Below are 26,096 nucleotides of genomic sequence, written 5' to 3' on the forward strand. Positions count from 1 at the left end.
TATGCACAGCCTTCGGGCTGTGCTTTTTATATGGAAAAAAAATGACAACATCAATTATCCAGCCTTGTGCAGCAAGACTCTTTAACACTTATTACCAACATACTCAGTCATCAAGTCTCGAAAGTCTTCAATATTTGGTTGAAGAAGCGTATAAGTTACACGAACGTCTCAGAAAAAATCCAATGTCTAAACTTGGATTATTCGAATTAGATGAGTTTCTACTTTTAAAAGCATTACGTAATTACTCAGTCCATCAAGGAGAGTTTTTAGGCGAAGCGTATTGCATCGACATCGAATTTGCTAAAAGTATGCAGTTGGAATTACTACGTGTTTGCTTAGTAAAAAAATCTACTGTCAATCTCGCTATCAACCACGAACCAACTTTAGAGCACGGGGAAGAAAACAAAATCAGCCGCATTCGAGGCCAACTTATCGATTTTGGTGATTTCTTCAACCTTGAACCTGTTATCTTTAACTTCATGGTAAAAGCCTACGAAAAGTTAGAATTAATGAATCTTGCTATTCCTGGTGAGGGCTACAAAGATATCCAGCAATCTTACCAACGCGAGAAATATTATAATTATCCTCATTATCTATCACTACATCCTGTTAATTGTGATGCAGAAAAAATCAAAGATAATCTGATCCCCCTAACCGATGCGATGATAGAAAAAGCAGGTTTACCAGAACCTGAATTAGACCCATTTCACCAATTCTCAACTCTTGAATTAAACTACAAAGAGTTAAGCCCTATAAATTATGAAGGCAATGACTATGACGCTATTCATCAAACATTAACACAGCAAATACTCAACAAACCAGATAGCTTATTAGTCGCGAAAGCACTACCTCAACACCGAGGAATGGCTTTTATTGACTCTGACAGCAGCATTTATGTCTCTTGTTTTAACATTAATGATCAAAGAGAGTTATTTGAAAAACACAACATTCAAATTGACCTATTTTTCTACCAGCCATCAATTGGAGAATTGTTAGCTCTATTTATTCACAACAATAAAATATTTCCAGTAATGCTGAACAAGCTAGATTTTGTCGCCATTTCAAAGCCAGTTGAAATGCCTAGTGAAATCGAATGGAATGAACTTATGGCATCAATAAAAGTACCTGCCAGTTCAAACAAAGTCGGTAGAAATAATCCATGCCCATGCGGGTCTGGTAAAAAATATAAAAAATGTTGTGCATAATATAATAGAAAATAATAAAAATTAATTAAACTCAGTTGGTGTAACCATGAAGGCAACAGAAAGTAAGTTATTCAAATTTTTACAAAAATCGGCTCAATTCATCATCCCGATATATCAGCGTCAATATAGCTGGACTCAAGAACAATGTGAGCAATTGTGGAAAGATATTGTTCGTGCAGGAACAACTGATCTTGAAGCTCATTTCATTGGCTCAGTGGTATACGTTGAGCGAGGACTTTACAGCCATAGTGATGTCCCTCAATTACTTGTGATTGATGGTCAGCAGAGACTAACCTCCACCACTCTATTAATCGCTGCATTAGTTTCAGAGTTAAATGACCGTAATACAGACGATACACCTGTCATTGATGGTACAAATGCTAAAAAGCTTAAGAAGTATTATCTTTGTAATGATGCCGAAGATGGTGATCTCTATTACAAACTTTTACTCACAAAAGCCGATGATAAAGAGCTAAGAGCAATCATCGACGATCAAGCAAAACACGATGATGATGCAACGTCTCGGGTTATTAAAAACTACCAGTTCTTCAAAAATAAGTTGAATCGCCTTAATAACGAGCAAGTATCAGAGATCTACCTAGGCTTACAAAAACTGCTCATTGTAGATATTGCTTTAGATCGTGAAAGAGATAACCCACAACTTATTTTTGAAAGCCTTAACTCAACAGGTTTAGACTTAAGCCAAGCCGATCTGATCCGTAACTTCGTACTTATGGGACTAGAGCCAAAACAGCAAAATATTTTATATGAAAGATATTGGTTCCCAATGGAAAGCGACTTTGGTAACGGGGAGTATAGCTGGCTATTTAATCAGTTTATGCGCGACTATTTGACGCTTAAAACTAACAAGCCACCAAGAATCAATGATGTTTATGAAGCATTCAAAAAGTATGTCAGTAGCTCACATCTTGATATCGAAGATGTCGTGGCAGATGTTCGCAAGCATGCTCAATACTATATTGCCTTTTCTCTCGAAAAAGAAAAAGAACAAAAATTACTCGAAGCATTTCAAGACGTAAACGCTTATAAAGTAGATGTATCTTACCCATTGATACTAGAGTTATATCATGATTACGATAGTCAGATTTTAACACTCGACGAGTTCATTGAGTGTGTGCGCCTGATTGAAAACTATGTGTTCCGACGTTATGTATGCGACATTCCAACGAACTCGCTAAACAAGACATTCGCTAGCTTTGCTCGTTCAATTCGCAAATCAAGCTATTTGGAAAGCTTTAAGGCTGAACTAATTCATCTCGCATCTTATCGCCGTTTTCCTTCAGACACTGAGTTAAATCGCTGTTTACAGCATAAAGATATGTACAACGTACGTAGCCGAGCATATTGGTTACGTCGACTAGAAAACTACGATAAGAAAGAGCGCATTAGTGTTGAAAATTACACGATTGAACACATATTACCGCAAAATAAAAACCTTTCTTCCCAATGGCAGCAAGCACTAGGTGAAGAGTGGCAATCAATACAAGAGGAGTACGTTCATACCATTGGTAATCTCACTCTAACAGGCTATAACTCTGAGTTAAGCGACAAGTTCTTTACTGATAAGCGAGATATGGACGGCGGTTTCGCGAGCAGTCCACTAGCCCTAAACCAAAGCTTAAGAAATCATGAGACTTGGAACAAGGAGTCAATTCAAGATCGCTCTAAATTACTCGCGGACAAAATGCAGACGGTGTGGAGTTATCCGAATTTAAGCACTGAAATTTTGGAGAAATACCAAGCCCAACCAACCGAAAAAACCGCTTACACTATTTCGGATCATCCGTATATTGCTGTAGGTTCTTCAAAAGAGCTTTTCCAAGTGTTTAGCCAGAAAGTCATGTCCCTCGACGAAAACGTGAAACAAGAGTTTTTGAAGCTTTATGTCGCTTTCAAACTGGATACCAACTTTGTCGATGTTGTCCCTCAAGCTTCTGGATTAAGACTGTCTCTCAACTGTAAGTTCACCGAGATTCATGATCCAAAGAACCTATGTAAAGACGTAACTAACCTTGGTCGTTGGGGAAATGGCGATGTGGGATTCAAAATTAATGAATTATCAGACATTCCCTATGCTATCCAACTGATCCAGCAAGTTATTGATATGCAAGTTGAAGGTTAATAACAGCCGCTAATGGGTAAACTTGAGAGCAGCAAGAATATGCTTGGCAATTCAAAAGCAACGGCAACGGGTGCAGAACAACGTACGATTGACAAAGACCTGAAAACCATCGCTAAAAAACAAGCAGAGCTTGTTAAGTTCGATGAGGAGTTAAAGCACCTAGCCGAAATGAAGATCACACAAGATCTTGATGATGGCGTTAAGGTGAACTACGGCAAATTTGGCAACTTGCTAAGTGATGTAAAAGCCATTCACGGCAAAGCGCCAGAGAAGATTAAGTAACTCATTTAATTAGTATTGGATATGCACAGCCTTCGGGCTGTGCTTTTTTGTATTTATCAGGTAATGCCTATTGTTTTTTCGGAAAAAACACTCACTATCTTATAATAGGCTTCAAGATAAACACCTAAATAATTATTTAATATTAATCAGATTTAACCAAAGAAAAACAAATCATACGAAGCACATACCACCACGCATAAACTGAATAGTAACTTTGACCGTCATTATCACTCAATAAACCATGCGCTACTTCATTTCTAAAATTACATCCTAAATTTTCAGTAAAAATTGTTGTAAGCTCAAAAGCAGTCATCTCACCAAATATTTCTGTAAATTTACCTTTTTCAGTCAAAGAACTTAACCCTATTTCATGTTCTATACCATGTTCAAGAGTCGTCGTATGCTCACCAGCCTCTTTAAGTTTGATTCTAACCATATGTTCTATTTGAGGGCACAAGAGATGTATAGCAGCAGAAAAATCATTCTCAAAGCCTAGCCACAATGCCAATCCTAGATTTCTTTCTCTACCATATGGAACTAACGGTGAATGAAAGCACAGTGATTCCAAATATTCTCGGGAAAAATGATGTTCGATTAATAATTGCCTTAAAGCTGGAAGTATTGAAGTCCCTGTCACAAAATTCATGTTAAATAAATAGTTTTCTACTAATTGCCTTTTTATTACACTATTAAATTTACCCTCTTTACTTTCAAAATCATGCGCTGGCGTGTGACCAATTACACGACCATCACGCGAAGTATGTACCATACTAATAATTGATTTAAATACTGATGCTTCAAGACTTTTTGATGCTTCTGCTTGCATTGTACCCATATCTCTCCCTGCACCATTCAACCCACAGAAGTACAACAGAGCTTTATGTGTATCCACTTTTCCTGAAACATGCAGTTTTGAACCTTCAACTATGGCAGTAACATCTGGCATTGGAAATGATATCGTCTTCAATTCATCAAGCATTTTAGCGCCTGATGACGTTATTTTATGCCTTAGCGCACTAATATGGTCATCAATTTTATGCTCTTCTCGAAATTTGTTAGGGATCTTTCTATAAGCTTCAATTGATTGTTCATAGAACGAATTAGCAATCATTGCTGATCGCTGCAATCTATTATCACCTTCGTTTTCATAACTATCAGCAAAGAAAATCTGTGATTCTAACCATTTAGACTTATCATCAAATTTATCTGAAATCTGTATCGCCAACTCCATAAACATACGTGAAGCATAGTAGTCTTCCTTATCTCTTAATTTTACCGCTAATGTAGTAAGTCGAGTAAAAAACACATTCAAATCTTGAGAAATACAACCTGTTTTTTCTAGCAATTTAGAAATCCAAAGCACCATGAATTTGTTCTCATCATGCTCAATATCAAGCTCTCTCTCTAATCTGTCGACTATAATACCTAAACGCACTGTATCATTTAGTTGTAAACAGAGTCTTATTGCACGTTCCCAATGTTTATCTTGATATGATAGCCAAGCATCAGCACAAAGATCTTCTTTGGTATAACAATCTACAGCAAGCCTTGCCCAATCAGGATTTCTTCCTCTTTTTGTCCAAAGCCAAAGGATGTCTGCCAGCCTAGCTTTCAACCAATTATCGTCTGTTAATGGCAAAATAGCTTCATAGAATTCAAGCTCTATTTGTGAAAACTCCTCAGGCATCCATGTTGCTGAAAATATTCCTTTTGTAAAAGGGCTATTAACTAATTCAGGATGATGCAATTTAAGGCTTAGTGCCTTTCCTATCATGGACAACACATGCTTTTTATTTTGGACTAGTTCTTTCTCAACCAAAGAATGCAAATGAAATTCATATGAATGATCATACTCAGGGATAATTTTAATAGCGTTATCCCAGTCTAATGCCGTAAATGTATCTAATAATATTTCTGACATTACTTCCTCACAAAGGTAATTTATTACATAGGAAACATCTCCCCCGAACTAACAGTGGGATTTTAAAATTTAGCTTAACCCCCTATGACAGGATAGTTGTGTCTAATGAGTGAATAAAATCTCATCAGGATCCAACCCTTCAAGAGATTCAGTCATGAGCGTAGTATCGAGATAGATCTCATCACTATCACTGGATTCTAACACTCGAGTCTCATATGTAGAGTCAAGTTGTAGTTGATCCTGGTCGGTCGATTCTAAGGTTTTTGTTATCGTGGTTTCATCTAAAAAGTAAACACTATCGTGGTCAGTTGGCTCAGTGGTATTTGTCTGTATAGTCCAGTCCAAACTTACAGTATCTTGATCTTGGTTTTCGAGCGTAAATGTCTGAGTTGTTGTGTCTGAGAGCGTGCATACAGCAGAAACAGGGGAAATTTCTACTTTCTGGCTATAATTCATAATGTAAGGTTTCATTGTTGTTCCTCCATACTTGCTATTAATAACTTAGTGTTAAACAAAGTGTCATCTAGCTCTATTGTCGAGTTTTTCCCCACAAGTTCAAGAGCTTTAATTGTAAAGGCTGTTGTCGCTTTACCAAGATTATTTGACGAGGAATAAATAAAAGTCACTTTATCATTGGGAGATAGAGACTTTGATAGGTTTAATAATTCTTGAGAGGAAAAGTTCCCTTCATGATCGACTAAAACGAATTTTGTGTCCGAGCCATTTCTATCTAGTGGTTTGGTTAAAAACCAGCTATGTGGTTGTAAAGTTGCAGCTATAAGTAGAACTGAGCTTAAAGCAACACTTCTAATAAAGTATTTTTCAATATTTTTTACCAGTGTTGCAGCTGCAATCTGCTCTTCTTGTGATGTTAACCAATCAATGTATATTCCTTCAGCTAACGTTTTCCAGTCAGGAAATTCTTTGAAAGAACTAAACATGCTTTTTTCTGCGCCTTTAACTTGTAAGTATCTGCGTAATAGAACTAGAACATTAATAAGGAAAATAACAGAAAGACTAAAAACACCCCATAGTACAAGACTAATAGTAGAAACTGGTAGTTTAAGGAGCGATTTGAATAAAAATGTACATAAACCTGCATAAACTAAAGCTATTGCAATATAGCTATTCACTTTATTGTTAAGTGTGTTGATGCTGTTCTGGCAATCCATACTTTTGTGTTTTAAAAAATCTATTCTTAACTGACTTTTTATGCCACTGGCATCATCTGTGAGTTCAGAAAATTTACTTTTACACTCTTGGAGTTCTTTTCGACTTCGTGGCGATTGCAAGTTAGAGATTTTAAGAACTGAGAATATTTCAAACCCCTTTTCTTTGGTTCGTGATATGAAGTATAAATGCTTGTCTGCCCAGGGTAGAGAAAGTATAGAAATTCGAAGATCTGTGAGCTGACTAATTGAATCAAATTCTTCATCTCGAGAAATGTGGAGAACAGGTGAAATGTTAAGTATCCAACAAAAAAACAATCCAAGTTTATACCAAATAGAGTTGCTATTATGTTCCATGATAATTCCTTTTTTGCTTAACTATTTCATCAAATAGCGAATGATGGCATCAGAGATGTTATGTTTTGTTTCAAACTCTAACCATGCCCATTGACCATTAGCGTTCATTTCAAGAAAATACCAGACATTATTCTTCACGATAAAATCAAAACAACCGAATTTCATACCGCAAAGATCCATAAAATTAATACAATTACGTCTTATAGTTGATGGTATTGAGCAAGCTTCATAAGAAACTTTATTGTTAGGTTTTCTCCAGTCTATGTTATTTTCAGAATGAATTTTTACGGGGAAAAAATCACCATCTACTACGGTGATTCGAACTTCGAAGTCTTTATCTATAAAGTTTTGTAAATAAACAGGTGAATATTCAAAATTGTTAACCTTAAAAGTAGGATCTATCAAGTTTGTTTGGACAAATTCTTTACTCGAACCACATGTTATTTCACCTAGAGCAATAGGTTTTATAATTCCTGCATTACTAGAAAAATGTTTTAATAAATTTGCATCATTTGTAATTGCAAACTCGGGTAAATGGAATCCCACTTGCGAAGCGAGAGAAGCCTGAAGCACTTTGTTATTGGCTCGACGCATTACGGATGGCTTTGTGAGGACAGTACCGCTAAAGCTTTCTACAATACCTTCGATAAAGGAGTATGTCTCTTTATGGATATAAGTGTGATAGTGATTTTCAAAAATACCATCAAGATTTTCCAATGAAGGTTTTCGAAAGTAGATAGATGCACACGATACAGAATCGATGATGTTATTCCCATCTCTTATTCTAAAGCCATCAAGTGAAAAAGTGATGTGATAGTCAGAGAATCTATCCAAATCTAGACGGAAAAACTCAAGGTGGCGAAACTTATTTATAAGATAGGAGCAAGTTTTGTCATAGCTACTTGTTATTATTAGAATTTTCTGATTTTGCAAAACAACTGACCTCTGTGCTCAATAACGAAACTATGTTATATGATGGCTTACTACGTGGTATGCATATAATTTTACCTTATTGTTTTAAATAGTAATAGTAGCTCTACACGGAGAATTAAGGGTTGGCAAGCATCCATGATATGGAACTCCAATCAAACCGTTTTATAACGGCTCAACTTTTCCCCATATGGCATCAGAGATTAAGTATTGTGTTGAATTCATTTACAATATTTTCAATCAGTGTTGATTTAACTCAGACAACGCCTATTGAGATAGGTTCTAAGCCAAAAAGCACCCTATTCATTATTTAAAGTGGTAAACTACTCGCAGTTACCACTTAACTCAGCCTTATACTTTGGCGAAGATTGAATAATGAATATTGAGCAACTAATTACTGGCATTAAAGCCAAATTCGACAAATGTCGTCTCGTCTTTTGGCAAGATACCGATGGGGAGTTTACTGATGAACTCCCTTCTCTTCAGCTAGACACGTCATATGGCCCTGCCACTATCATTGAGATAGATGCACTTTCACACCTTGAAGTTAAACATCGCATTGAGCTGAAAGAGCCAAATACGGCATTTTTACTTTATAGCCAACAAAAACCAAATGAGCCAATTCGCGATTGGTTGTATGACATTCGACTGTATGCTCAAGAGTTCTACGCTGACAATAGCTCAATGGTATTAAACGATATTGGTATGAACATGGAGTTTCGTCCTGTTATTACTAAATTTAAGGGCTTTTTTTCTAATAAGCAGCGTGTCGCTCGTCTAAAAAAAATCTTACCTAAATCCGCTTCTGAGCGTGAATTAGAGTTAGCTCTTATCGCAGCAACGTTAAAGCTGGACACACCTACCTTTACGAATATTTTACAAACTCTGTTCGCTCAACTGGCTAACGATTTTGATACTGATTCACTTTTAGATGAATTAGATAAATACAATTTAACGCAATCATTTTGGTCAATCGCTTATGATGAGCTAGGCTACATCATTGAATCAGCTCAAGAAGAAAATCGCCAACCAACATTACAAGATCTTGCTGTTAAATTATTATTTACTGAGTGTCATCAATCTCTTGTTAATAGTGGATGCTCATCTACGGATGCCGTTTTAGAGAGCTTTAGTTCTCACCTACTGCCTATGCTTACCAATGAGCAAATTGAAGCGGGTTACAGTATTGACCGTATCGGAATAAACTCTGGTCGCCGTGCTCATGTCGTTAACTTTGTTGTTCAATTACGTGAAAGCCGTGTTTATCAAGACAGCTATAATCTAATTGCAAAACGCATTGAACATGATTTTGAAATTCGAAATAAACTTTATCTTATCTCGAAACCAGAAAAATTGATGTATGTAGAAACCTTTGAAGTTGCGGATAAACAGTTATCACTTTTACTTGCTAAAAATATCAACACTCTTGAGCAAGAAGAAGTAAATACCATCGCTTCACATCGTTTAACTACGCACTGGTGTCATGTTAAACCAATCTTTGTAGACACTAAATACGCCTGTGTTTATCAAGCGTTCAAAGCTGCCAAGCAATTCTATGCTTTAAAAGCAAAATACATTGATGGATTCGTGTTTGAATCGGCAAGAGCACTGTATCGCGCTTATGAAAGTGAATTGTTTATGTTTGATTCTGCTTATCGTGTGTTCTGTGAAAACGCCAATCAAGTCGCACACCACGGCTCTGATATTTTAAAGAACACACAACTTGTGGCAAGTATCGAAGATCTCTATGTTAACTGGTATCTGCATGACCTTGCTATTGCTTGGGGTAATCACGTAGATAGCGAAAAACTATTAGATACGTGGAAATTTAATGGCATATTCAACCAATACAATTTCTATAACAATGAAGTTGAGCGTATCTTCCAATCAAAACAAGTTAAGCGTGTTTTTGTGATCATCAGTGATGCCCTTCGCTATGAAGTTGCTCATGAGATTCATGAACAAATCAATAAGGAACAACGCTTTAAATCTACCATCACTTCTCAACTTGGGGTTGTTCCAAGTTATACCCAACTAGGAATGGCTTCTCTGCTTCCTCATCAAGAGCTGACTGCGCATATTAGTAAAGACGTTACCTATAAAGTTGATGGATTAAGCTCTCATGGCCTGGAAAAACGTAACACAGTTCTTGAGAAATACAGTGGTATCGCGGTGAAATCTTCTGATGTACTTAACTGGAGTAATGATGAAGGCCGTAAAGCCATTGCTGATGCACGAGTTGTGTATATTTACCACGACCAAATCGATGCTATTGGCGATAAAGCCGTAACAGAGAACCAAACGTTTGAAGCCTGCTCTGATGGCATTAAACAAATTAAATTATTGATTGAACGCATCATTAATAAGTTAAATGGTAATCGTATTTTAGTCACGGCTGATCATGGCTTCTTATTTAAATCGAGCGATGTGGTTGAATCTGACAAAACTGCGCTTACCGTTAAGCCACATGGCACAGTAGAAGGGAAGAAACGTTACTTAATTGGACAACAACTTCCAAAAGACAGTTTCTATTGGACTGGAGATATGGCGGTAACGGCGAACTTATCTTCTAATAGTGATCAAGCTGAATTTATGATCCCTCGTGGTTCTAACCGTTTCAATTTTGTTGGCGGTGCTAAATTCATCCACGGTGGCATTATGCCGCAAGAGATTTGTGTTCCTGTTTTGCGCATTGAGCATTTAAAAACGGCGAAACAAAAAACAACAGCAAAACAAAAAGTGGGCGTGGTTCCTTTGAGCAACCCTCTCCGCTTAGTGACACTCACTGAAAAAATTGAATTCTTACAAACCAATGCTGTTGGTGATGAATTTAAAGAGCGTAATCTAACGATTTGGATTGAAGATCCTGATGGCACAGTTGTCTCTAATAAGGCTCAAGTATTGTTTGATTCTGAATCCAATAATTCTGATGACAGAAAACGTAGTGCTATTCTCTCTTTAAACGGCACTGGTTTTGATCGCACAACATCATACAAACTTGTTATGTTAGATACTGAACAAGGTGATCGCTTTAATAGTTACTCTGTAACCATTGATTTAGCGATTCAAGATGACTTTGACGACCTTTTTTAATGGATAATAATGAATGATTAACGATAATATTGCTCAAGAAATTAAAGAAGCAAAAGACATTGACCTCGATGATCTAATGACTTCTGAATTTAAAGGTCGCGTTGTTCGTAAAGACTTAACTAAGCAACTAAAAGAAGGCGCTAACGTGCCTGTATACGTGCTTGAGTATCTACTTGGTATGTATTGCTCTGCAACGGATAATGACCTTATCGAAGCAGGTATGGTGCGTGTTAAGAAGATATTAACGGATAACTACGTTCGTCCTGATGAAGCTGAAAAAGTAAAATCAATGATCCGTGAACGTGGTACACATAAAGTCATTGATAAGATTTCGGTAAAACTGAATCAGAAGAAAGATGTTTATGAAGCAAGTTTATCGAACCTCGGCATTAAAGATGCCGTTATTCCTGCAAGCATCATTAAAGATAATGAGAAGTTATTAACGGGCGGTATCTGGTGTATTGTTACACTAAGCTATTTCTTTGAAGAGGGACAAAAAACATCCCCTTTCTCTGTTCTTAGTTTAAAAGCAATACAAATGCCGTCTATGAATATGGATGAGGTGTTTAACGCCCGCCGTAATTTCTCAATGGATCAATGGTTAGATTTGTTGCTGCGTTCAATTGGTATGGAGCCTGCAAATTTAGAGCAACGTGCTAAATGGCATATTTTGGCTCGTATGATCCCATTTGTTGAGAATAATTATAACGTGTGTGAGCTTGGCCCTCGTGGTACGGGTAAATCTCACGTCTACAAAGAGTGTTCACCAAACTCTCTGCTGGTATCTGGTGGTCAAACAACGGTGGCTAACCTGTTCTACAATATGTCTTCACGCCAAGTTGGTTTAGTAGGCATGTGGGATGTTGTTGCCTTTGATGAAGTTGCTGGCATTCGATTTAAAGATAAGGATGGCGTGCAGATCATGAAGGACTACATGGCTTCAGGCTCATTTAGTCGTGGTCGTGATTCGATTGAAGCAAAAGCCTCTATGGTGTTTGTGGGTAACATTGACCAAAGTGTAGAGACTCTAGTTAAAACCAGTCACCTACTCGCTCCTTTCCCTCAAGAAATGATTGATGCCGCTTTCTTTGACCGTTTTCATGCTTATATCCCTGGTTGGGAAATCCCGAAAATGCGCCCTGAATTTTTCACAAATCGCTTTGGTCTAATTACGGATTACCTAGCAGAGTACATGCGTGAAATGCGCAAACATGCGTTTGCAGATGCGATTGATAAGTTCTTCAAGCTAGGTAATAACTTAAACCAACGTGATGTTATTGGGGTTCGTAGAACAACGTCAGGCTTATTAAAGTTACTTGTCCCTCATGGTGAGTACACCAAGGAAGACGTGCGTGTTTGTTTAACTTACGCCTTGGAAGTGCGTCGTCGAGTAAAAGAACAACTTAAGAAAATCGGTGGTATGGAGTTTTTCGATGTGAATTTCTCTTACATTGATAATGATTCACTTGAAGAGTTTTTTGTGAATGTTCCTGAGCAAGGTGGTTCACAAATCATTGCTCCAGGGACACCAAATCCTGGGGTAATTCACTTTGTTAGTCCAGGGAAAGCTGGAAAGCTTGGTGTATTCCGTATTGAAACCCAAAAAACAGCGGGTAATGGCAAGCTCTCGACCTCGGGATTAGGCTCTGATACGGAAGCAAAAGAGCAAGTAAAAGTTGGTTTTGAATATTTTAAAGGAAACCTTTCACGAATTGCTGCCAACAATCAATTCTCTGATCATGAGTTCCATCTGCATTTTGTTGATTTACAAATGTCAGGAAACTCTCATAGCTCTAGCCTTGCTGCATTAATTGCTAGCTGCTCTACTCTGCTTGCTAAACCAATGCAAGAGTCTATGGTGGTTTTAGGCTCGATTACTTTGGGTGGCGTTATCAACCCTGTTCAAGACCTTGCTGGCTCTATGCAGGTTGCTCTTGAAGCTGGTGCAACGAAGATTTTAATCCCAATGGCATCAGCAATGGATATCCCGACAGTTCCTGCGGAGACATTCACGAAGTTCCAAGTAAGTTTCTACAGTGACCCTGTCGATGCGGTTTATAAGGCGCTTGGGGTTCATTAATAGCTTCAAATTGATAACATCAAAGCGGCAACGAATAGACGCCGCTTTTTTCTAATTATATTTAACATACTTTCTAATCTATGACTTAAAGTTTTCACTCATAGATATTGATTTTACTTATACACCAACCTCTTCTTTTATCCTGTCAGATAAGGCTATCGGCAGCTTTTAGTAATCAAACGATTCGTAATCATCTTCTGCCCAGCGACTACTGTGTCGACTTTCCATATTATTGTACATATGCAATGCAAAATTCCAATCGTTCCACATAAAATGAAAACCATTAACATGACTGCACTTCTCTACATAATCGTCGTAACTTTCTTCATTTTCAAAAATCTTAAAGCGATTTATCATAGACGTGTCACTTTCTTGTGAATCTATTGCAGCTAGAACAACCGAATCTCCTTCGCTCTCATTATAACGAGTCAAATAGATGTCATTACCTACACCAATCCCCGCCACACTTTGACATTCATCCTCAAGTATTAAGCCTGTTTTATTTTCTAAATAATATTTAAGTCTAGCCATAATTATCACCATTTTAGTTATTTATATTAGTTTTATTAGCACGAGTACGACTGTTAGAACCATGTTCTTCTGGCGATAAACTATGATAGAAAAACCATAACGTCAAACTATAAATACATGTAAAACAACAACATAAAATTGACCTTTATCTAATGGCAAGATATAATAAGGACAATTAACACATCAAATTCCCACTTATTTATCAACCAAGTTCAATTATTCATTTTGTATAAAGTAAGACTTTTAATACGCCAAAAAACAATTTATTCTATTTTATGTTTTGAGATCTTCATCACAAATGATAATGAGGTAAACTGCGTGGTTTCCACATAAAAGAAGAGATTATCTTGTAGATAAGAAGCAATAGATCGGACAGGATATTTTATTTAAAAATCGACTGTTCATTAACTTTGTTCGATTTATAGATTTGATGGATAACGAGTCAATGTAATGTTTGTAAGTAACTTAGATCTTAGTTGGGAAGCTTTCTTTTGATCTAACTTAATGAATAGTAAAGTGCCTAAAATGAATATTTACAGTAACTAGTTAAGGTATGAAATATAAAAAACAACGGTAAAAAATGGCTAACCCAATAGCCTAAATCCCACCAAGAATTTTTGCTATTCAAAAAACTCATTAACATTAACATCAAGCACAATAGAAAGATCACGCAAAGTTTCATCTGTAACTCGTATCATACCTGTTTCAATTTTTGCCAACTTACTACGAGTGAGATCTATACCTTGTAATGAGGCAATACGATCAACATCCTGCTGTGATAATTCTTTTGATAGCCTGATACTTTTTATTCTAGAACCAGTAATGTTTTTACGAACCGTGATCTCTATCATACTTATGATTGCTCCTATTTGTGTGCAATCACTATCGCAGATATTATCGCCCCGAATTGCACCCATACGGGTGCAAAGGTATTTATAAAAAAGGGTTTATCGAGCAATGAAGCATACGAAATATACTTTATTTCTATTAATGACAGGCATTCTATCTGGCTGTAGCGTTATTGATAATAATACTCGGGATAATACAAGTATTCAGAGAAAGGCTGCATTTGCATTAGGAACAAGCGCAGATAAGATTCGAATTGAAAATCGAACAGCAGATTTAATGAAAGTTGAGTTTGATGCAATATACAAAGGTCGTCGCTTCCAGTGTTATTACACGGGTGGTGTATTGGTTACAAGTGATGCTATTTGTTCTGCAACAGATGGAAAAAGAACTCCCTCTAGTGCTAATTGTAATGCGCTATTAAAAGCAGCGGGTAAATGCTGATCATGGCTGTAAAAGTATACAAAGGAAGAATTGATATGTTGGGTCAAAAAAAATTTGATCAAACATCTAGTAAATATGCCTATATCAAACTTATCGATGAGAATAATGAATATATCATGTTAAAGAATGTATTGGCATATAACACATGTGATTCGTTTCTCTTAGTGGGTGAGAATGTAGAGCTATACCTAAAAAAATTCTACGATTCTTATATTCTACTAGCGCTCGTAGTTAATAGTAGAAAAATTATAGACTTTTCGGAAGTATCATTTATCAATAGAGAGTCTACTTCCTGCCTTAAAGTTGCCTTATTCGGAATGATTATAGCTTTACCCCTCTCTCTTTTAATAATAGGCTTCCCAATTTTAATCCAAAACATCTTTTTCTTTATAAAGCATTATCGTAGAAAAAAAGAATACAATTTGAAAAAAATTCAAGATTCTCTATCTTCGTACGGCTTTAATGTAAGTTAACGCTACCAAAAAGGAACCGCTTAAACGAGGTTCCTTTTCTATATAAGCTACTATTTTTCAAAGAAGTTTTCTATAATTAAGTACTAATGGGAAAGTTAGCAACATTTAAGTCGTTGATATAAGGTAAAATGATAGGACTTAAATTCCCGATAACTTCTTTGTATTATCATAAATTGCGCGTGCTGATCAGCACACGCATAGCATCACTGTATTTTAGATACCATCTAATCTATTCATATAAGAATCAATCAAACTTTTATTATTTGATATGGACTTCTTATTTGCTCCTACACCAAACCCATCTAGATCAGAACGATAAGGTAAAAAGCGCTTAGCGTTATCTATAGATCCGATTACATATGCTGTAACAAATTTATTACTGATTTCTTTTTTCTTAGCTTCATTATAAAAAAGCATATTTTGAAATAATTCCGATGGCATCTTATATGCGGTTAAAGCTTGTTCGATCCGATACATAGCTTGCCATAAATCTTGTGCCTCTAATGCAGTTAAACATTTACTCACAGAAAGTTTTTCAACAATATCTGCAACAACATGAATACTTAATGCCATTTTTGAAATGTTTTTTCTGATCCCTGCTCGTTCAATTACCACTTGAGAGCGACTTTGTTCTACATTGCAATCAATAATTAGCTCGTTATATTTTTTATGTTGCTGGCATAATTTATTAAAAATTTCTGGTGTAATCTTGTATTTACCATTTTTTAAATCTGCACTCCCATACATTTCAATGAAATTACTGATAGTTTCAGGCATGTTATCTTTGATTTTAACTTTAGCTATAATAACGTATTTCTTTAAATTCTTATCATTATACTTAAGTTGTAACTGCATTCCCTTTGGATGCTTATAAATATTATAACCAGCAAGGCCAAAATTTGATTTTGATATGTCTTGATTGTATTTTGATGTGAGAATTTCAGCGACACTAGCCATAAATAACCTTTTTCTATTTTTAATTTATATTAACCATTTTAAATACCAAATTCAATTAATATAACTACCAAAAATTAACGTAACTACCTTATTAGTTATCTAGTCAAGTTAAATACATATATTTCACAAGTGCTTTCATTACAATAAATAGTAATTACTTAAATTATATTAATAATGGATAATATAATTTAAGAAGATTATTTCCCGAATATTCAAACTTCAGCGATGTCTGAATAGTTACCTAAGTGAGCGAGGATATATTCACGAATATCAAACCATCCTTTAGCTCCCGAAATTACCGCACATAAGGAATATTAAATACAAAGGAACGGTATAACTCTCTTTTGAAGCCTCTATTACGCCCAAAATGTGTATACATAAAAGCGTCGCAAGCTAACGATTATTAGCCTAACACTTGCTAGACTAAATAATCTCAAAGCATTTGATAAGTTCATTTATTATTAGTTATGAATGTGTAATTCCTTATCTATAACAGAGCCAAAAGCATTATAGACTTTATCCTTTTTGTTTTTACTATCTTTATTTAAAATTTCAGTATACGCATTAGCAGTAAAGTTTTTATACTCAGTTTCGCTGATTTCTTCTACGATCGTTGAGTTATATGTTTTCTGCATGCGTTCCGCATACACCTTTTCTTTATTCTCAAGAAGCTGATAAAGAAGATGCTCAATGATTGCTTCAGCGATGTTTCCTATGCTTCCGCCCAAATCTTTAAGTGCGGACCTAACTTCAACTACATAAGCAACATCAGAAGCGCCCCTTGATGCTCTACGCGCTCTCATTGCGAGTCGCATGTCGCTTATTAAGTTATTAACCTCTTTAGCGTGTCTAGCGCTTGCTGAGAACTTAATCAGTGTGATTCTATTATCTTCATCGCGTTTATCGTCAGCAGCCGCAGTAGCATCAAGCAATTGCTTCTGAGCGTGCTTTGCCGCTCTCTCTAGCTCTTCTTCGTGATTATCTAAGCATCTACACTCTTTATCTAAGATACCGCTACCTATCAGCTTACCAAGCGTGTACTTGCGATTACCACCTAGTTGGGAGGCTGACATGCGAATCTCATTAAGGTTAAACACTAAGCCAGTAGCAGTATTACCCTTGCGTTGTATCTCCACTTTAAGATCGGTATGTGTTGACTCTACAGCAACAACAAAATCAGCAAGCGTAGAACCTTCTGTAAGCTTATTGATACCTTGCTTTACTAACCGAGCTATCTGAGCTTTCTTGTTGAAGATGGATGCATCGTTAATCTCTGCTTTAACGTCATAACCAATATCTTTACTACTAACTAGTTCACGTAATCCAAATTCCTTCTCTAACTCTCTCATTACCTCTTGAGCGCGTATCTTGCTATATGAGTCGCGTACACGCTTACGCGTAATGGTATCGATAGTGGAAGTAACAATGTGGACATGCTGCTCATCAGTATCGTTATGCTTAAAGGCTATGTAACGGCAGTTATCGTAACCTAAGTAACTCATGAGCTTCCTTACTGTCTTGCGCCATTGTGCCTTACTGAGGTGTTCGTCAGTATCAAGGCTAACAATCATATGCTTAAACTGCTGCTTGGCGTTCGGGTTAAGCTTGATCGAGTCCTGCATTTCTCTTATTGCTGCTGACATATCCAGATCTTCACCTGATGCGCTCCTCGCGTTCTCAGGGATATTAAGGATGTTGTTAGCGCAGATGAATTCAGTAACCGCGCCAGCTTCTTTAGTGTCGCCCTTAACGTACTGAACAAGGTATTTAGCGACTCGCTCATCATCGCCAGCGATATAGTTAACTAACGTTTCAGCAGTTGAAGCGGAATGCTTTCCACCCTTTTGATCTGGTTCTTTATAGATCATGTTGGCATTCCTTCTCTTGAAGTAGTGCTAGAAGTTGTTCTATGGTCAGATGCTCTCTAGCGACTTCGTAAGCAGCCTCTTGAGTAAAGCTATTAACGAGAAGATGCCTTGTGGCTTGGAACTCTCTTCGAAGCCCTTGCAGCACTATTAGTGTTGCTGTTGCCTCGTCTTTATTAAGAGTCCTGCCGCACTCTATGTGCTCTGCGATTGTTTCGATATAGTTGGTTAAATCAGATGTTTTAGAGAAGAAGGTTTTTGACGGCTCTAAAACAATTGGTTTAACTTTTACTGCATTATTTATTACATCGCGAATAAATGAAGATAACTTTGAGTATCCAGCAGCACATTGCTTTTTTATTAGTTCTTGATGCTCAAGATTAGTAAGATTCGTTTTAACTGATTTAATTAGTAGCTCAGCAGGTTCCTTCCTTGCTTTATATTGCTCCTTCTTTACTACCTTAATCGCTGCCTCAATGGCTTTAAAATCGTCAGGGTTAGTATTTCGTAGAGTATCCAATAATGATGCATTCATTTTATTTACCTTTTATTATTTTTATTTTATTGGTAGTACGTTTCTAATTATTAAAACATAGTTAAAGCAAGTGACTTATTAGCGCTAACACCGAAGGTGGTTAGTGCAACCAACTAACAGGCGGAGTACAAGGTTGGGAGCTATTTGGAACAAATAGACGACCAGACACAGCTTGCCATCAGATTAATTATTAAAAAGAGGGGGTGAATTAATCTCATATATTTATTATCTATTATTTTGTGAGATTTAAGTATTACTTTTTAACCATTGTAATTAAATATTTTAAAAGCATAGCCACTCAATTTATTTAAGGCTTATGAAAAACAAAAGGATTTTGCAGAGAGCTAGTACGGATTATTTTTATTTTTGTACTTATGCAGAGTGAGTAATTACCAAGATTACTATATAGTAGAGTAATTTTTTAAAGAGGTTTACTCTCTTATAGAGTAATAAGATAATTATTTTAAATGCATTTTATCTTAAATTTAATATTTATAATTAGTGAATTACTTTAAATTATTATCAATGTAATTACTATAATCAATCAGTTTAATTAAAATGAATAATAGAAGTAGTATTTATTATTTAATAATGATAGGAAAATACGTTTAAAAATTACCGCCGTAATCATTTAAATTAACGGCGGTAATTATTAAGTTTTTTTTCAATACTTTAACTGGGCTTTCTTAGCTATCTCGGCCCACTTACTTGGATTAAATCTCACAGCAACACGTATCGCGTGCATATACCTTAGTCGATCCCTAGTGTCGTTCAAGTCATTTGGTTGCTTAACATCTGTTATCTCTTTTAGTATTGGTAGATATACTGTAGAGCTTTTATCCATGTTAATAGTGCGTATTGTGTTTGACGGGCTAACCGCCTTGTTAGCTGTGAATACATCACTTACTGCCTTATCATTCCTATCATCGCCATCAAAGCTGAATGGTAGCTCTCCTATAGCGTCAGCTTTAAACACTACTCTCAGAGAGCCACCTTGCTTCTTATCAGTGCAGATTATGTATTTAACGAACTGTTTAATAAAGTGATTATAACGCTCTCTATCTTTATTCTCACTGAGTTCTAAGTTATCGATGACCGAAATATCATAATTACTATGTAAAATAGACAACTCATCGAATCTAACTTTATTGGAATCGATCTCATTATATAACTGACTAAGCTTGTCCGTAAGCGTCTCGCACATACGCGGGTCGGTGTTTTTCATAAGCTGTGCAGCAACAACATTAACGTTCTCGTTTAGCTCTGCTATAGTGGCTTCTAACAGACTTAGTTCTGCACTTACGTCAATAAAACTACTATCATTGATCTTTGCGTAATCTAAACCAGCTAGAGCACGTATTAGACGTTCTTCGATTTCTTCATAGTTTAACGCCCTCTGGTCGCAACCTTGTTTATCTAGCTGCTTTCTGCATCGAACTTTAAGACTTCCTCTGTTTGGTTTGTAATAGCTCATTGAAGAGCCACACTTCGGACAACAAAGAAGGCCACTAAACAAGTTACTAAAAGCTCCTGTTTGTCGTCCACCCGATTTCTTAAACGAGTTCTTTAATCGTAAGAATGTTTGCTCGTCGATTAACGCAGGGTAGTAGTTTTGCTCTACATCACCCCAAGGCTGTTTCTGAGTACAGTGTTCCGTTCTTACATGACGGACTCTCTGAAAAGCGCCATATAGCTGTATCATCTTGCAATACTTAAGCACGATACGCGTTGACCACGTTTTACCATTGAAATAAGGTACGCCCTCTTCATTAAGGGTACTAGCAATACGTTGACAGCCCATACCGTTTAATTTCATATCAATAATACGACGCATTACACGAGCGCGATCTGGTATTAACTCAAAACTCTTTTTATCTTCAGATATTTTCATCCAGAGCGGACAAATAGTTGTGCGCTTAGCTCCACCTAACTTTTCTTGCTTACGCTTTTCTTCGAAACGGTCATTAATCCTATTAGACTTCTGCTGGCTTTCCATATGTGCGAGGTGGATTGCTGCGGTGATCAATAAATCATTCTCAAGAGTTGTACTTTCACTATGTTTTATAATTACACCAAACTTCACAATGGCGACATCAATACCATACTCTTTGAACAAGCCGAATGTTTTACGTGACTCATCGGCTGGCATTCGACTTATACGATCAACTGCTTCAACCACTAACAGTGAGCCTCGCTTTACCTCGCCTCTTTTAGCCGCTTCCAAAAAGGCACCTAACCCACCATTAGCCGCAGTGTTGTAACCTTTGTATGCAGATAGACCCCTATCCGTAATTAATTCGTCTGCTACGACATAAGTTGGTAAGCCCTTCTCCATCAATTCTCTATTTTTTGAATCAATAAATCGAAAAGCATTATCAATCTGACGACGAAGACCGTCTCCATTAACTTGTGCTTCTTTGCTTACACGAGAGTAGATATATGCAGTGTGGGTATTTAAGAGAGTTGTAGCTTTATTCATTTTATATCCTTAGAAACATTAAAAGGTACTATTGTTCTCTCATATGGTGTTGGGGTTATTATTGCACCTTTGAGGAATTGATCAATACTCTAAGTTGTATTTTAGCGATCAAGATCGCAAACCCATGAATTAAAGATAAAAAAAGGGCTAACACTAGTGTTAGCCCTTTGCTGTTCCTATAAGAGACGACTACTTTGAAAGTAACGCCACTGACTGCGATACTATCACTCTTTCCTCATTGGTTGGGATAACCATTGCAACAGCGTTCAGCATTTCTGATTTAGCAATAATGCCATCAGCGCCAAAACGAGCACCTTCGTTACCTGCAACATCTTCAACAAAACCTAGAATTTTAAGGTTGTTTAAGATTTCACGACGAATTGGTAATGAATTCTCACCGATACCACCAGTGAAGATGATGCCATCTAAAGAATCTAATGCAGCTAGGTAAGAAGCCACGTACTTAGCAACACGGTATGTAAACACTTGGAATGCTAATGTAGCACCTTCGTGTCCCTCTTCCATTGCTTCAAGGATACCGCGAGCATCACTTGTTAGACCAGACACACCTAGGAAACCAGACTCTTTGTTTAGAGAGTTAAATACTTGCTCTTGTGACCAACCTTTCTTAAGTAGGTACTCAATGATGCCTGGATCTAAGTCACCACAACGTGTACCCATCATTAAGCCAGAAAGCGGTGTAAAGCCCATTGACGTATCAACACTGTTACCGTCTTTAATTGCACAAACTGATGCGCCATTACCTAGGTGAACAGAGATAAAACTCGATTCTTCGATTGGCTTGTTAATCATTTTCGCAGCTTCACGGCTTACGAAATAGTGACTTGTACCGTGGAAACCGTAGCGACGAACACCAAAATCAGTATATAACTCTTTAGCAATAGCACCCGTGTATGCACGCTTTGGCATAGTTTGGTGGAACGCTGTGTCAAATACCGCAAATTGAGGAAGAGAAGGGAAGGCTTCAACAGCAGCACGGATACCAATAGCACCTGCTGGGTTATGTAATGGAGCAAGATCTGATAGGCTCTCAATCTCTTGAGTTACTTCTTCAGAAATGCGAACTGTTTGTGTGAATTTTTCACCACCGTGAACGATACGATGACCAATTGCAACAATACCATCAGTAAAGTCTAACTCTTCAGTCAGCCCTACTAATTTGCCAATTGCAATTTTATGGTGGTTCTCTTCGCCTTCAATGGCTATTTCAGTTTTCTGTCCTTGATACTTCCAGCTCATACGAGCATCTTCCAGACCAAAACACTCACCAAGGCCACTTAATACTGCATCACCAGAAGCAGAATCGATAACAGCAAACTTTAGTGAAGAGCTGCCTGAATTGATAACTAATACGTATTCGTTGTTCATCATTATTCTCTTTATTATACATCTGTAGGTTGCACATAGATCTGTGCCTTTTGTTACCCTTCTATTATTCAACTTTTTTTTAATTATTCAACTTTTGTTTTTGTTTATTCATATTTTATTTATCAATTCCTTATTCTAGATCAACATTAGTAAATATAGGCTGTTACCCGCCCTCAATCTTAATAATGAAAAATCAACATAAAATCATTGATTTAGGCTCCTATAATAATAATAATGACATACCGTTCAAATTTTGACTAACTTAGTATGAATATATTAATCTGTGATGATTCTGCCATCGCACGTAAAGTGCTCTCAAAGCATATAATGCTTACTTCTGAGATTACGCTTCACTACGCTGAAGACGGTGCTCAAGGTTTGGCTATATTAAAAGAGCATTCGATTGATGTACTCTTTCTTGATTTGACCATGCCAGTATTGGATGGGTTTAAGGTTCTTGAGCAGTTCCCGAACAACGCCAAATCAACTCAAATAATTGTTATTTCAGGAGATATCCAGGAAAAAGCAAAGCAACGCTGTTATGAACTTGGTGCAAATGAATTTATTGAAAAGCCCTTTAAACCTGAAGAAATAGCAAAATTGCTTCATCGTTATGGCATTACTCCAAGCTCTAAAATCGCAATACATAACCATAATCGTAGCCTTACTTTTTCAGAGGTTATTGCTAATATTAGAGAAATTAGCAATGTGGCTTTAGGTACCAGTGCCGCTCTTATCTCAGAACAATTTGATCGCTTTATCGATATGCCACTACCAAATGTTGCCTCTTTGCATCATTCAGAATTGCAAATGACATTACAAGATATTGTTAATAACTCTGAATACCGAGCTATTTCCCAACGTTTTGTTGGTAATGGCATTAATGGTGAGGCTCTCGTCTGTTTGCACGGTAACGAATTATCCGAATTGTTAAGCGTTGATAATGGAGAAGAACAAATAACAACCCATGAAGCTATTTTAGATATCTCTAACCTTCTAGTTTCCTCTTTTCTTTCTTCATTCAATAAACAGTTAGATATCAACATTTCATTACGTCAGCCTATTGTATTAGAAACAGAGCAATTAAAAGTCGCATTAAAACACACTCCCTCTTTTCTTAAAGAGTATGAGAGCGACATTTTCACTATCGAATTTGTCTACTCTGCAGAAGCTATCGATTTAAAGTGCGATGTTATTTTTTTAATGGATAACGACTCTTTAACTGCCATTAAGTCTATTTTGGAGAGTGTATTATGATAACCTCAGATATGAGTGACTTTCATTGGGCAATGCAAGTTATTTACGATCTCGATGCTGGCTTAATTGTGTTAGACAAACATTTTCAAGTATGTGCGTGGAATGGCTTTATGCAATCTTACAGTGGTATCACCTCAGATAAGATCCTTGGAAAAGTTATTTTTGATGTTGTTCCTGAATTGCCAGAAACGTGGTTACGAAAGAAAGTTGACGCTTCTTTTACCTTAAACTCTCGTGGGTTTTCATGCTGGGAGGATCGGCCTTACTTATTTAAGTTTAAGAACTTTACTCCGATCTCTAATGGTTTGACTGAAATGCGTCAAAACATTACTTTCTCACCACTAACCTCCTTAAATGGCCAAGTTTCTCATGTTAGTTTGGTGATTAATGATGTAACTGATATAGCAAAAAACAAGCTGCATTTACAAGAGTCAAATCAACAATTATCGAATCTCAGTAAAACGGATGGTTTAACTAAACTGTTTAATCGTGCTTACTGGGAGTCCTGCTTAAAGAGAGAGTTTGAACAAGCTAAAATGTCTGGTTCTACCGCCTCTGTTGTGATCTTTGATATCGACCATTTTAAAAAAGTAAATGATACTTATGGCCACACAGCTGGTGATGAGGTGATCCGTAACGCTGCTGATTTACTTCGTAAAACCTCAAGAAATACAGACATCTGTGGTCGTTACGGTGGCGAAGAGTTTACCGTTATCCTTCCAGGAACGAACGCTGAGCAAGCATTATATTTTGCAGAACGATTACGAAAACGTATAGAGAAAGCAGAAGTTAACTGCGATAATGTGATTATAAGCTATAAAATTAGCATAGGTATTTGTGAATTATCAGCCGACAATGATGACTATTTAACTTGGTTAGAAATGGCAGATAAGGCGCTCTATTACTCAAAAGAACATGGTCGAAATCAATCAACTATCTACCACCCCGCCATTAAGTAACACCAATCTAATAAAAACATAGGCAGAAAAAAGCCTGAGTGATAATACTCAGGCTCTGATTACAAGAAGTAAAGTTGCATCCTGCAACACTTACCCAGCTATGCGTAATGCCAATACTGCGCTGAACACTTTACCGATCGGCGACCAAACCATCATAAAGCTCTTTACGCAAATGAACCCTGCCCAAAATGTGTCGGGTTCGTATAATTATCGTTATCCTTTTACACCACCGGCTGTCAAACCACCCACAAGGAATTTCTGAGCAAGTAAGAAAACCAATGTAATAGGTAATGCTGATAATACGGCAGCGGCCGCAAAATCACCCCATAAGTAGTTCTGAGGGTATAAATATTGTTGCATACCAACTGCTAATGTGTACGAGTTTACATCAGAAAGTAGTAAAGATGCTACCGGAACCTCAGTAATTACCCCAATAAAAGACAAAATGAACACAACTGCAAGAATTGGCACCGATAATGGTAACAATACTAAACGGAATGCCTGCCATGGTGTTGCGCCATCTAATGCTGCCGCTTCTTCTAATGAATTATCAATAGTTTCAAAATAGCCTTTAATCGTCCAAACGTGTAAGGCTATCCCTCCTAAATAAGCGAATATCAAACCACCATGCGTATTCAAACCTAAGAATGGAATGTACTGGCCTAACTTATCAAACAGAGCATACAGTGCCACAAGCGCTAAAACTGCTGGGAACATTTGGAAAATCATCATACCTTTAAGGATGGTTTCTTTGCCTTTAAAACGCAATCTTGCAAACGCATAAGCACTTGTTGTCGATAATGCAACAATCAGTATAGAGCTGATGGCTGCTATTTTTACAGAATTCCATAACCAAGTAAGAACAGGGAATGGAGGTTGCGTGGTTGAGCCATCTGCGTGCTCTACTGCAATCCCTAGAGCCAATTTCCAGTGCTCTAATGATGGATTTTCAGGAATAATGCTACCTGTAGCGAAGTTACCTTCACGGAATGAAATCGTAATAACCATTAGCAGTGGGAATATAATCATTGCTAAAAATACCCACATTGCTACATGAGTTGCCCAAACGCGGTACTTTAAGTTTTTTCCTTGAACCATTGCCATATCAATGAATCCTTATTTATTTAGTCTGCAAGTAGCTAAATACAATTTTCGTTATAAATAGCTACTTAACTATTATT

The 26,096-nt window shown here is 36.8% G+C and carries 21 protein-coding genes; 9 read left to right on the plus strand and 12 right to left on the minus strand.

What is annotated here, in order from left to right; genetic code table 11:
* The first annotated feature begins 41 nt into the window (after positions 1–41).
* Genes PVK71_RS07410 through PVK71_RS07420 form a run of 3 tightly spaced genes read left to right on the plus strand, consistent with a single transcriptional unit; the run spans position 42 to position 3,630 of the window.
* Positions 42–1,205: a YecA family protein gene (locus tag PVK71_RS07410; RefSeq protein ID WP_242504822.1), complete on the plus strand. Its 1,164-nt coding sequence runs from the start codon at positions 42–44 to the stop codon at positions 1,203–1,205.
* 46 nt (positions 1,206–1,251) lie between these two features.
* The gene (locus PVK71_RS07415; protein WP_130049300.1) at positions 1,252–3,348 is read left to right on the plus strand and encodes a DUF262 and DUF1524 domain-containing protein; all 2,097 of its coding nucleotides are present in this window, start codon (positions 1,252–1,254) and stop codon (positions 3,346–3,348) included.
* A gap of 12 nt (positions 3,349–3,360) precedes the next feature.
* Positions 3,361–3,630: a hypothetical protein gene (locus PVK71_RS07420; protein WP_274421794.1), complete on the plus strand. Its 270-nt coding sequence runs from the start codon at positions 3,361–3,363 to the stop codon at positions 3,628–3,630.
* A 142-nt stretch (positions 3,631–3,772) separates the two neighbouring features.
* Here PVK71_RS07420 and PVK71_RS07425 read toward each other — a convergent pair whose 3' ends face one another.
* From PVK71_RS07425 to PVK71_RS07440, 4 genes are all read right to left on the minus strand, one after another.
* Entirely contained in the window at positions 3,773–5,551 is a 1,779-nt protein-coding gene (locus PVK71_RS07425; protein ID WP_130049298.1) for a DUF4209 domain-containing protein, read from the minus strand.
* A gap of 102 nt (positions 5,552–5,653) precedes the next feature.
* Positions 5,654–6,022 carry a hypothetical protein gene (locus PVK71_RS07430; protein WP_130049297.1) on the minus strand — a complete coding sequence of 123 codons (369 nt, stop codon included), beginning with the start codon at positions 6,020–6,022 and terminating at the stop codon, positions 5,654–5,656.
* Positions 6,019–7,077 (minus strand): hypothetical protein, encoded by a 1,059-nt coding sequence (locus PVK71_RS07435; protein WP_130049296.1) that lies wholly within the window; start codon positions 7,075–7,077, stop codon positions 6,019–6,021. The genes PVK71_RS07430 and PVK71_RS07435 overlap by 4 nt, the downstream gene beginning before the upstream one ends.
* Before the next feature lie 21 nt (positions 7,078–7,098).
* Positions 7,099–8,010: a hypothetical protein gene (locus tag PVK71_RS07440; RefSeq protein WP_130049295.1), complete on the minus strand. Its 912-nt coding sequence runs from the start codon at positions 8,008–8,010 to the stop codon at positions 7,099–7,101.
* Positions 8,011–8,382: 372 nt separating this feature from the next.
* On the opposite strand from PVK71_RS07440, the gene pglZ reads away from it, so the two are divergent.
* Together pglZ and brxL are read left to right on the plus strand one after the other, a co-directional pair.
* Positions 8,383–11,100 carry a BREX-1 system phosphatase PglZ type A gene (pglZ, locus tag PVK71_RS07445; RefSeq protein ID WP_130066622.1) on the plus strand — a complete coding sequence of 906 codons (2,718 nt, stop codon included), beginning with the start codon at positions 8,383–8,385 and terminating at the stop codon, positions 11,098–11,100.
* Between the two features lie 40 nt (positions 11,101–11,140).
* Positions 11,141–13,180: a protease Lon-related BREX system protein BrxL gene (gene brxL / locus PVK71_RS07450; RefSeq protein ID WP_199414899.1), complete on the plus strand. Its 2,040-nt coding sequence runs from the start codon at positions 11,141–11,143 to the stop codon at positions 13,178–13,180.
* A gap of 168 nt (positions 13,181–13,348) precedes the next feature.
* Here the strand turns inward: brxL and PVK71_RS07455 are convergent, their stop codons facing one another.
* Both PVK71_RS07455 and PVK71_RS07460 read right to left on the minus strand, forming a co-directional pair.
* The gene (locus PVK71_RS07455; RefSeq protein WP_130049475.1) at positions 13,349–13,711 is read right to left on the minus strand and encodes a hypothetical protein; all 363 of its coding nucleotides are present in this window, start codon (positions 13,709–13,711) and stop codon (positions 13,349–13,351) included.
* Positions 13,712–14,331: 620 nt separating this feature from the next.
* The gene (locus PVK71_RS07460; RefSeq protein WP_130049474.1) at positions 14,332–14,562 is read right to left on the minus strand and encodes a helix-turn-helix domain-containing protein; all 231 of its coding nucleotides are present in this window, start codon (positions 14,560–14,562) and stop codon (positions 14,332–14,334) included.
* A gap of 106 nt (positions 14,563–14,668) precedes the next feature.
* On the opposite strand from PVK71_RS07460, the gene PVK71_RS07465 reads away from it, so the two are divergent.
* Positions 14,669–15,001, plus strand: a complete 333-nt coding sequence (locus PVK71_RS07465; protein WP_130049473.1) for a hypothetical protein — start codon at positions 14,669–14,671, stop codon at positions 14,999–15,001.
* 2 nt (positions 15,002–15,003) lie between these two features.
* Complete coding sequence (locus PVK71_RS07470) at positions 15,004–15,474, plus strand: hypothetical protein (RefSeq protein ID WP_130049472.1); 471 nt, start codon at positions 15,004–15,006, stop codon at positions 15,472–15,474.
* A gap of 213 nt (positions 15,475–15,687) precedes the next feature.
* On the opposite strand, the gene PVK71_RS07475 is transcribed toward PVK71_RS07470, so the two are convergent.
* The 5 genes from PVK71_RS07475 to PVK71_RS07495 all read right to left on the minus strand — a co-directional run bounded on the left by PVK71_RS07475 (position 15,688) and on the right by PVK71_RS07495 (position 22,699).
* Entirely contained in the window at positions 15,688–16,431 is a 744-nt protein-coding gene (locus tag PVK71_RS07475; RefSeq protein WP_130066621.1) for a hypothetical protein, read from the minus strand.
* Between the two features lie 461 nt (positions 16,432–16,892).
* On the minus strand, positions 16,893–18,299 hold the full coding sequence (locus PVK71_RS07480; protein ID WP_130048343.1) for a relaxase/mobilization nuclease domain-containing protein: 1,407 nt from the start codon (positions 18,297–18,299) through the stop codon (positions 16,893–16,895).
* On the minus strand, positions 18,289–18,831 hold the full coding sequence (locus tag PVK71_RS07485; protein ID WP_130048344.1) for a chromosome partitioning protein ParA: 543 nt from the start codon (positions 18,829–18,831) through the stop codon (positions 18,289–18,291). The genes PVK71_RS07480 and PVK71_RS07485 overlap by 11 nt, the downstream gene beginning before the upstream one ends.
* A 664-nt stretch (positions 18,832–19,495) precedes the next feature.
* Positions 19,496–21,310 (minus strand): recombinase family protein, encoded by a 1,815-nt coding sequence (locus PVK71_RS07490; RefSeq protein ID WP_130048345.1) that lies wholly within the window; start codon positions 21,308–21,310, stop codon positions 19,496–19,498.
* 189 nt (positions 21,311–21,499) lie between these two features.
* The gene (locus tag PVK71_RS07495; RefSeq protein ID WP_274418746.1) at positions 21,500–22,699 is read right to left on the minus strand and encodes an acetate/propionate family kinase; all 1,200 of its coding nucleotides are present in this window, start codon (positions 22,697–22,699) and stop codon (positions 21,500–21,502) included.
* 267 nt (positions 22,700–22,966) lie between these two features.
* On the opposite strand from PVK71_RS07495, the gene PVK71_RS07500 reads away from it, so the two are divergent.
* Both PVK71_RS07500 and PVK71_RS07505 read left to right on the plus strand, forming a co-directional pair.
* Positions 22,967–23,956: a response regulator gene (locus tag PVK71_RS07500; protein ID WP_274418666.1), complete on the plus strand. Its 990-nt coding sequence runs from the start codon at positions 22,967–22,969 to the stop codon at positions 23,954–23,956.
* Positions 23,953–24,915, plus strand: a complete 963-nt coding sequence (locus PVK71_RS07505) for a sensor domain-containing diguanylate cyclase (RefSeq protein WP_274418664.1) — start codon at positions 23,953–23,955, stop codon at positions 24,913–24,915. The genes PVK71_RS07500 and PVK71_RS07505 overlap by 4 nt, the downstream gene beginning before the upstream one ends.
* Positions 24,916–25,128: 213 nt before the next feature.
* Here the strand turns inward: PVK71_RS07505 and malG are convergent, their stop codons facing one another.
* On the minus strand, positions 25,129–26,019 hold the full coding sequence (gene malG / locus PVK71_RS07510; protein WP_130043664.1) for a maltose ABC transporter permease MalG: 891 nt from the start codon (positions 26,017–26,019) through the stop codon (positions 25,129–25,131).
* Positions 26,020–26,096: the final 77 nt, after the last annotated feature.

This window comes from Aliivibrio sp. S4MY1 (assembly GCF_028765545.1).
Classification (GTDB): Bacteria; Pseudomonadota; Gammaproteobacteria; order Enterobacterales; family Vibrionaceae; genus Aliivibrio.

What these genes read in the sequence shown, in the direction of transcription:
- PVK71_RS07410 (WP_242504822.1), top strand. Translation starts at nt 42, where the DNA reads ATGACAACATCAATTATCCAGCCTTGTGCAGCAAGACTCTTTAACACT.
- PVK71_RS07415 (WP_130049300.1), top strand. Translation starts at nt 1,252, where the DNA reads ATGAAGGCAACAGAAAGTAAGTTATTCAAATTTTTACAAAAATCGGCT.
- PVK71_RS07420 (WP_274421794.1), top strand. Translation starts at nt 3,361, where the DNA reads ATGGGTAAACTTGAGAGCAGCAAGAATATGCTTGGCAATTCAAAAGCA.
- PVK71_RS07425 (WP_130049298.1), bottom strand. Translation starts at nt 5,551, where the DNA reads ATGTCAGAAATATTATTAGATACATTTACGGCATTAGACTGGGATAAC.
- PVK71_RS07430 (WP_130049297.1), bottom strand. Translation starts at nt 6,022, where the DNA reads ATGAAACCTTACATTATGAATTATAGCCAGAAAGTAGAAATTTCCCCT.
- PVK71_RS07435 (WP_130049296.1), bottom strand. Translation starts at nt 7,077, where the DNA reads ATGGAACATAATAGCAACTCTATTTGGTATAAACTTGGATTGTTTTTT.
- pglZ (WP_130066622.1), top strand. Translation starts at nt 8,383, where the DNA reads ATGAATATTGAGCAACTAATTACTGGCATTAAAGCCAAATTCGACAAA.
- PVK71_RS07455 (WP_130049475.1), bottom strand. Translation starts at nt 13,711, where the DNA reads ATGGCTAGACTTAAATATTATTTAGAAAATAAAACAGGCTTAATACTT.
- PVK71_RS07460 (WP_130049474.1), bottom strand. Translation starts at nt 14,562, where the DNA reads ATGATAGAGATCACGGTTCGTAAAAACATTACTGGTTCTAGAATAAAA.
- PVK71_RS07465 (WP_130049473.1), top strand. Translation starts at nt 14,669, where the DNA reads ATGAAGCATACGAAATATACTTTATTTCTATTAATGACAGGCATTCTA.
- PVK71_RS07470 (WP_130049472.1), top strand. Translation starts at nt 15,004, where the DNA reads ATGGCTGTAAAAGTATACAAAGGAAGAATTGATATGTTGGGTCAAAAA.
- PVK71_RS07475 (WP_130066621.1), bottom strand. Translation starts at nt 16,431, where the DNA reads ATGGCTAGTGTCGCTGAAATTCTCACATCAAAATACAATCAAGACATA.
- PVK71_RS07480 (WP_130048343.1), bottom strand. Translation starts at nt 18,299, where the DNA reads ATGATCTATAAAGAACCAGATCAAAAGGGTGGAAAGCATTCCGCTTCA.
- PVK71_RS07485 (WP_130048344.1), bottom strand. Translation starts at nt 18,831, where the DNA reads ATGAATGCATCATTATTGGATACTCTACGAAATACTAACCCTGACGAT.
- PVK71_RS07490 (WP_130048345.1), bottom strand. Translation starts at nt 21,310, where the DNA reads ATGAATAAAGCTACAACTCTCTTAAATACCCACACTGCATATATCTAC.
- PVK71_RS07495 (WP_274418746.1), bottom strand. Translation starts at nt 22,699, where the DNA reads ATGAACAACGAATACGTATTAGTTATCAATTCAGGCAGCTCTTCACTA.
- PVK71_RS07500 (WP_274418666.1), top strand. Translation starts at nt 22,967, where the DNA reads ATGAATATATTAATCTGTGATGATTCTGCCATCGCACGTAAAGTGCTC.
- PVK71_RS07505 (WP_274418664.1), top strand. Translation starts at nt 23,953, where the DNA reads ATGATAACCTCAGATATGAGTGACTTTCATTGGGCAATGCAAGTTATT.
- malG (WP_130043664.1), bottom strand. Translation starts at nt 26,019, where the DNA reads ATGGCAATGGTTCAAGGAAAAAACTTAAAGTACCGCGTTTGGGCAACT.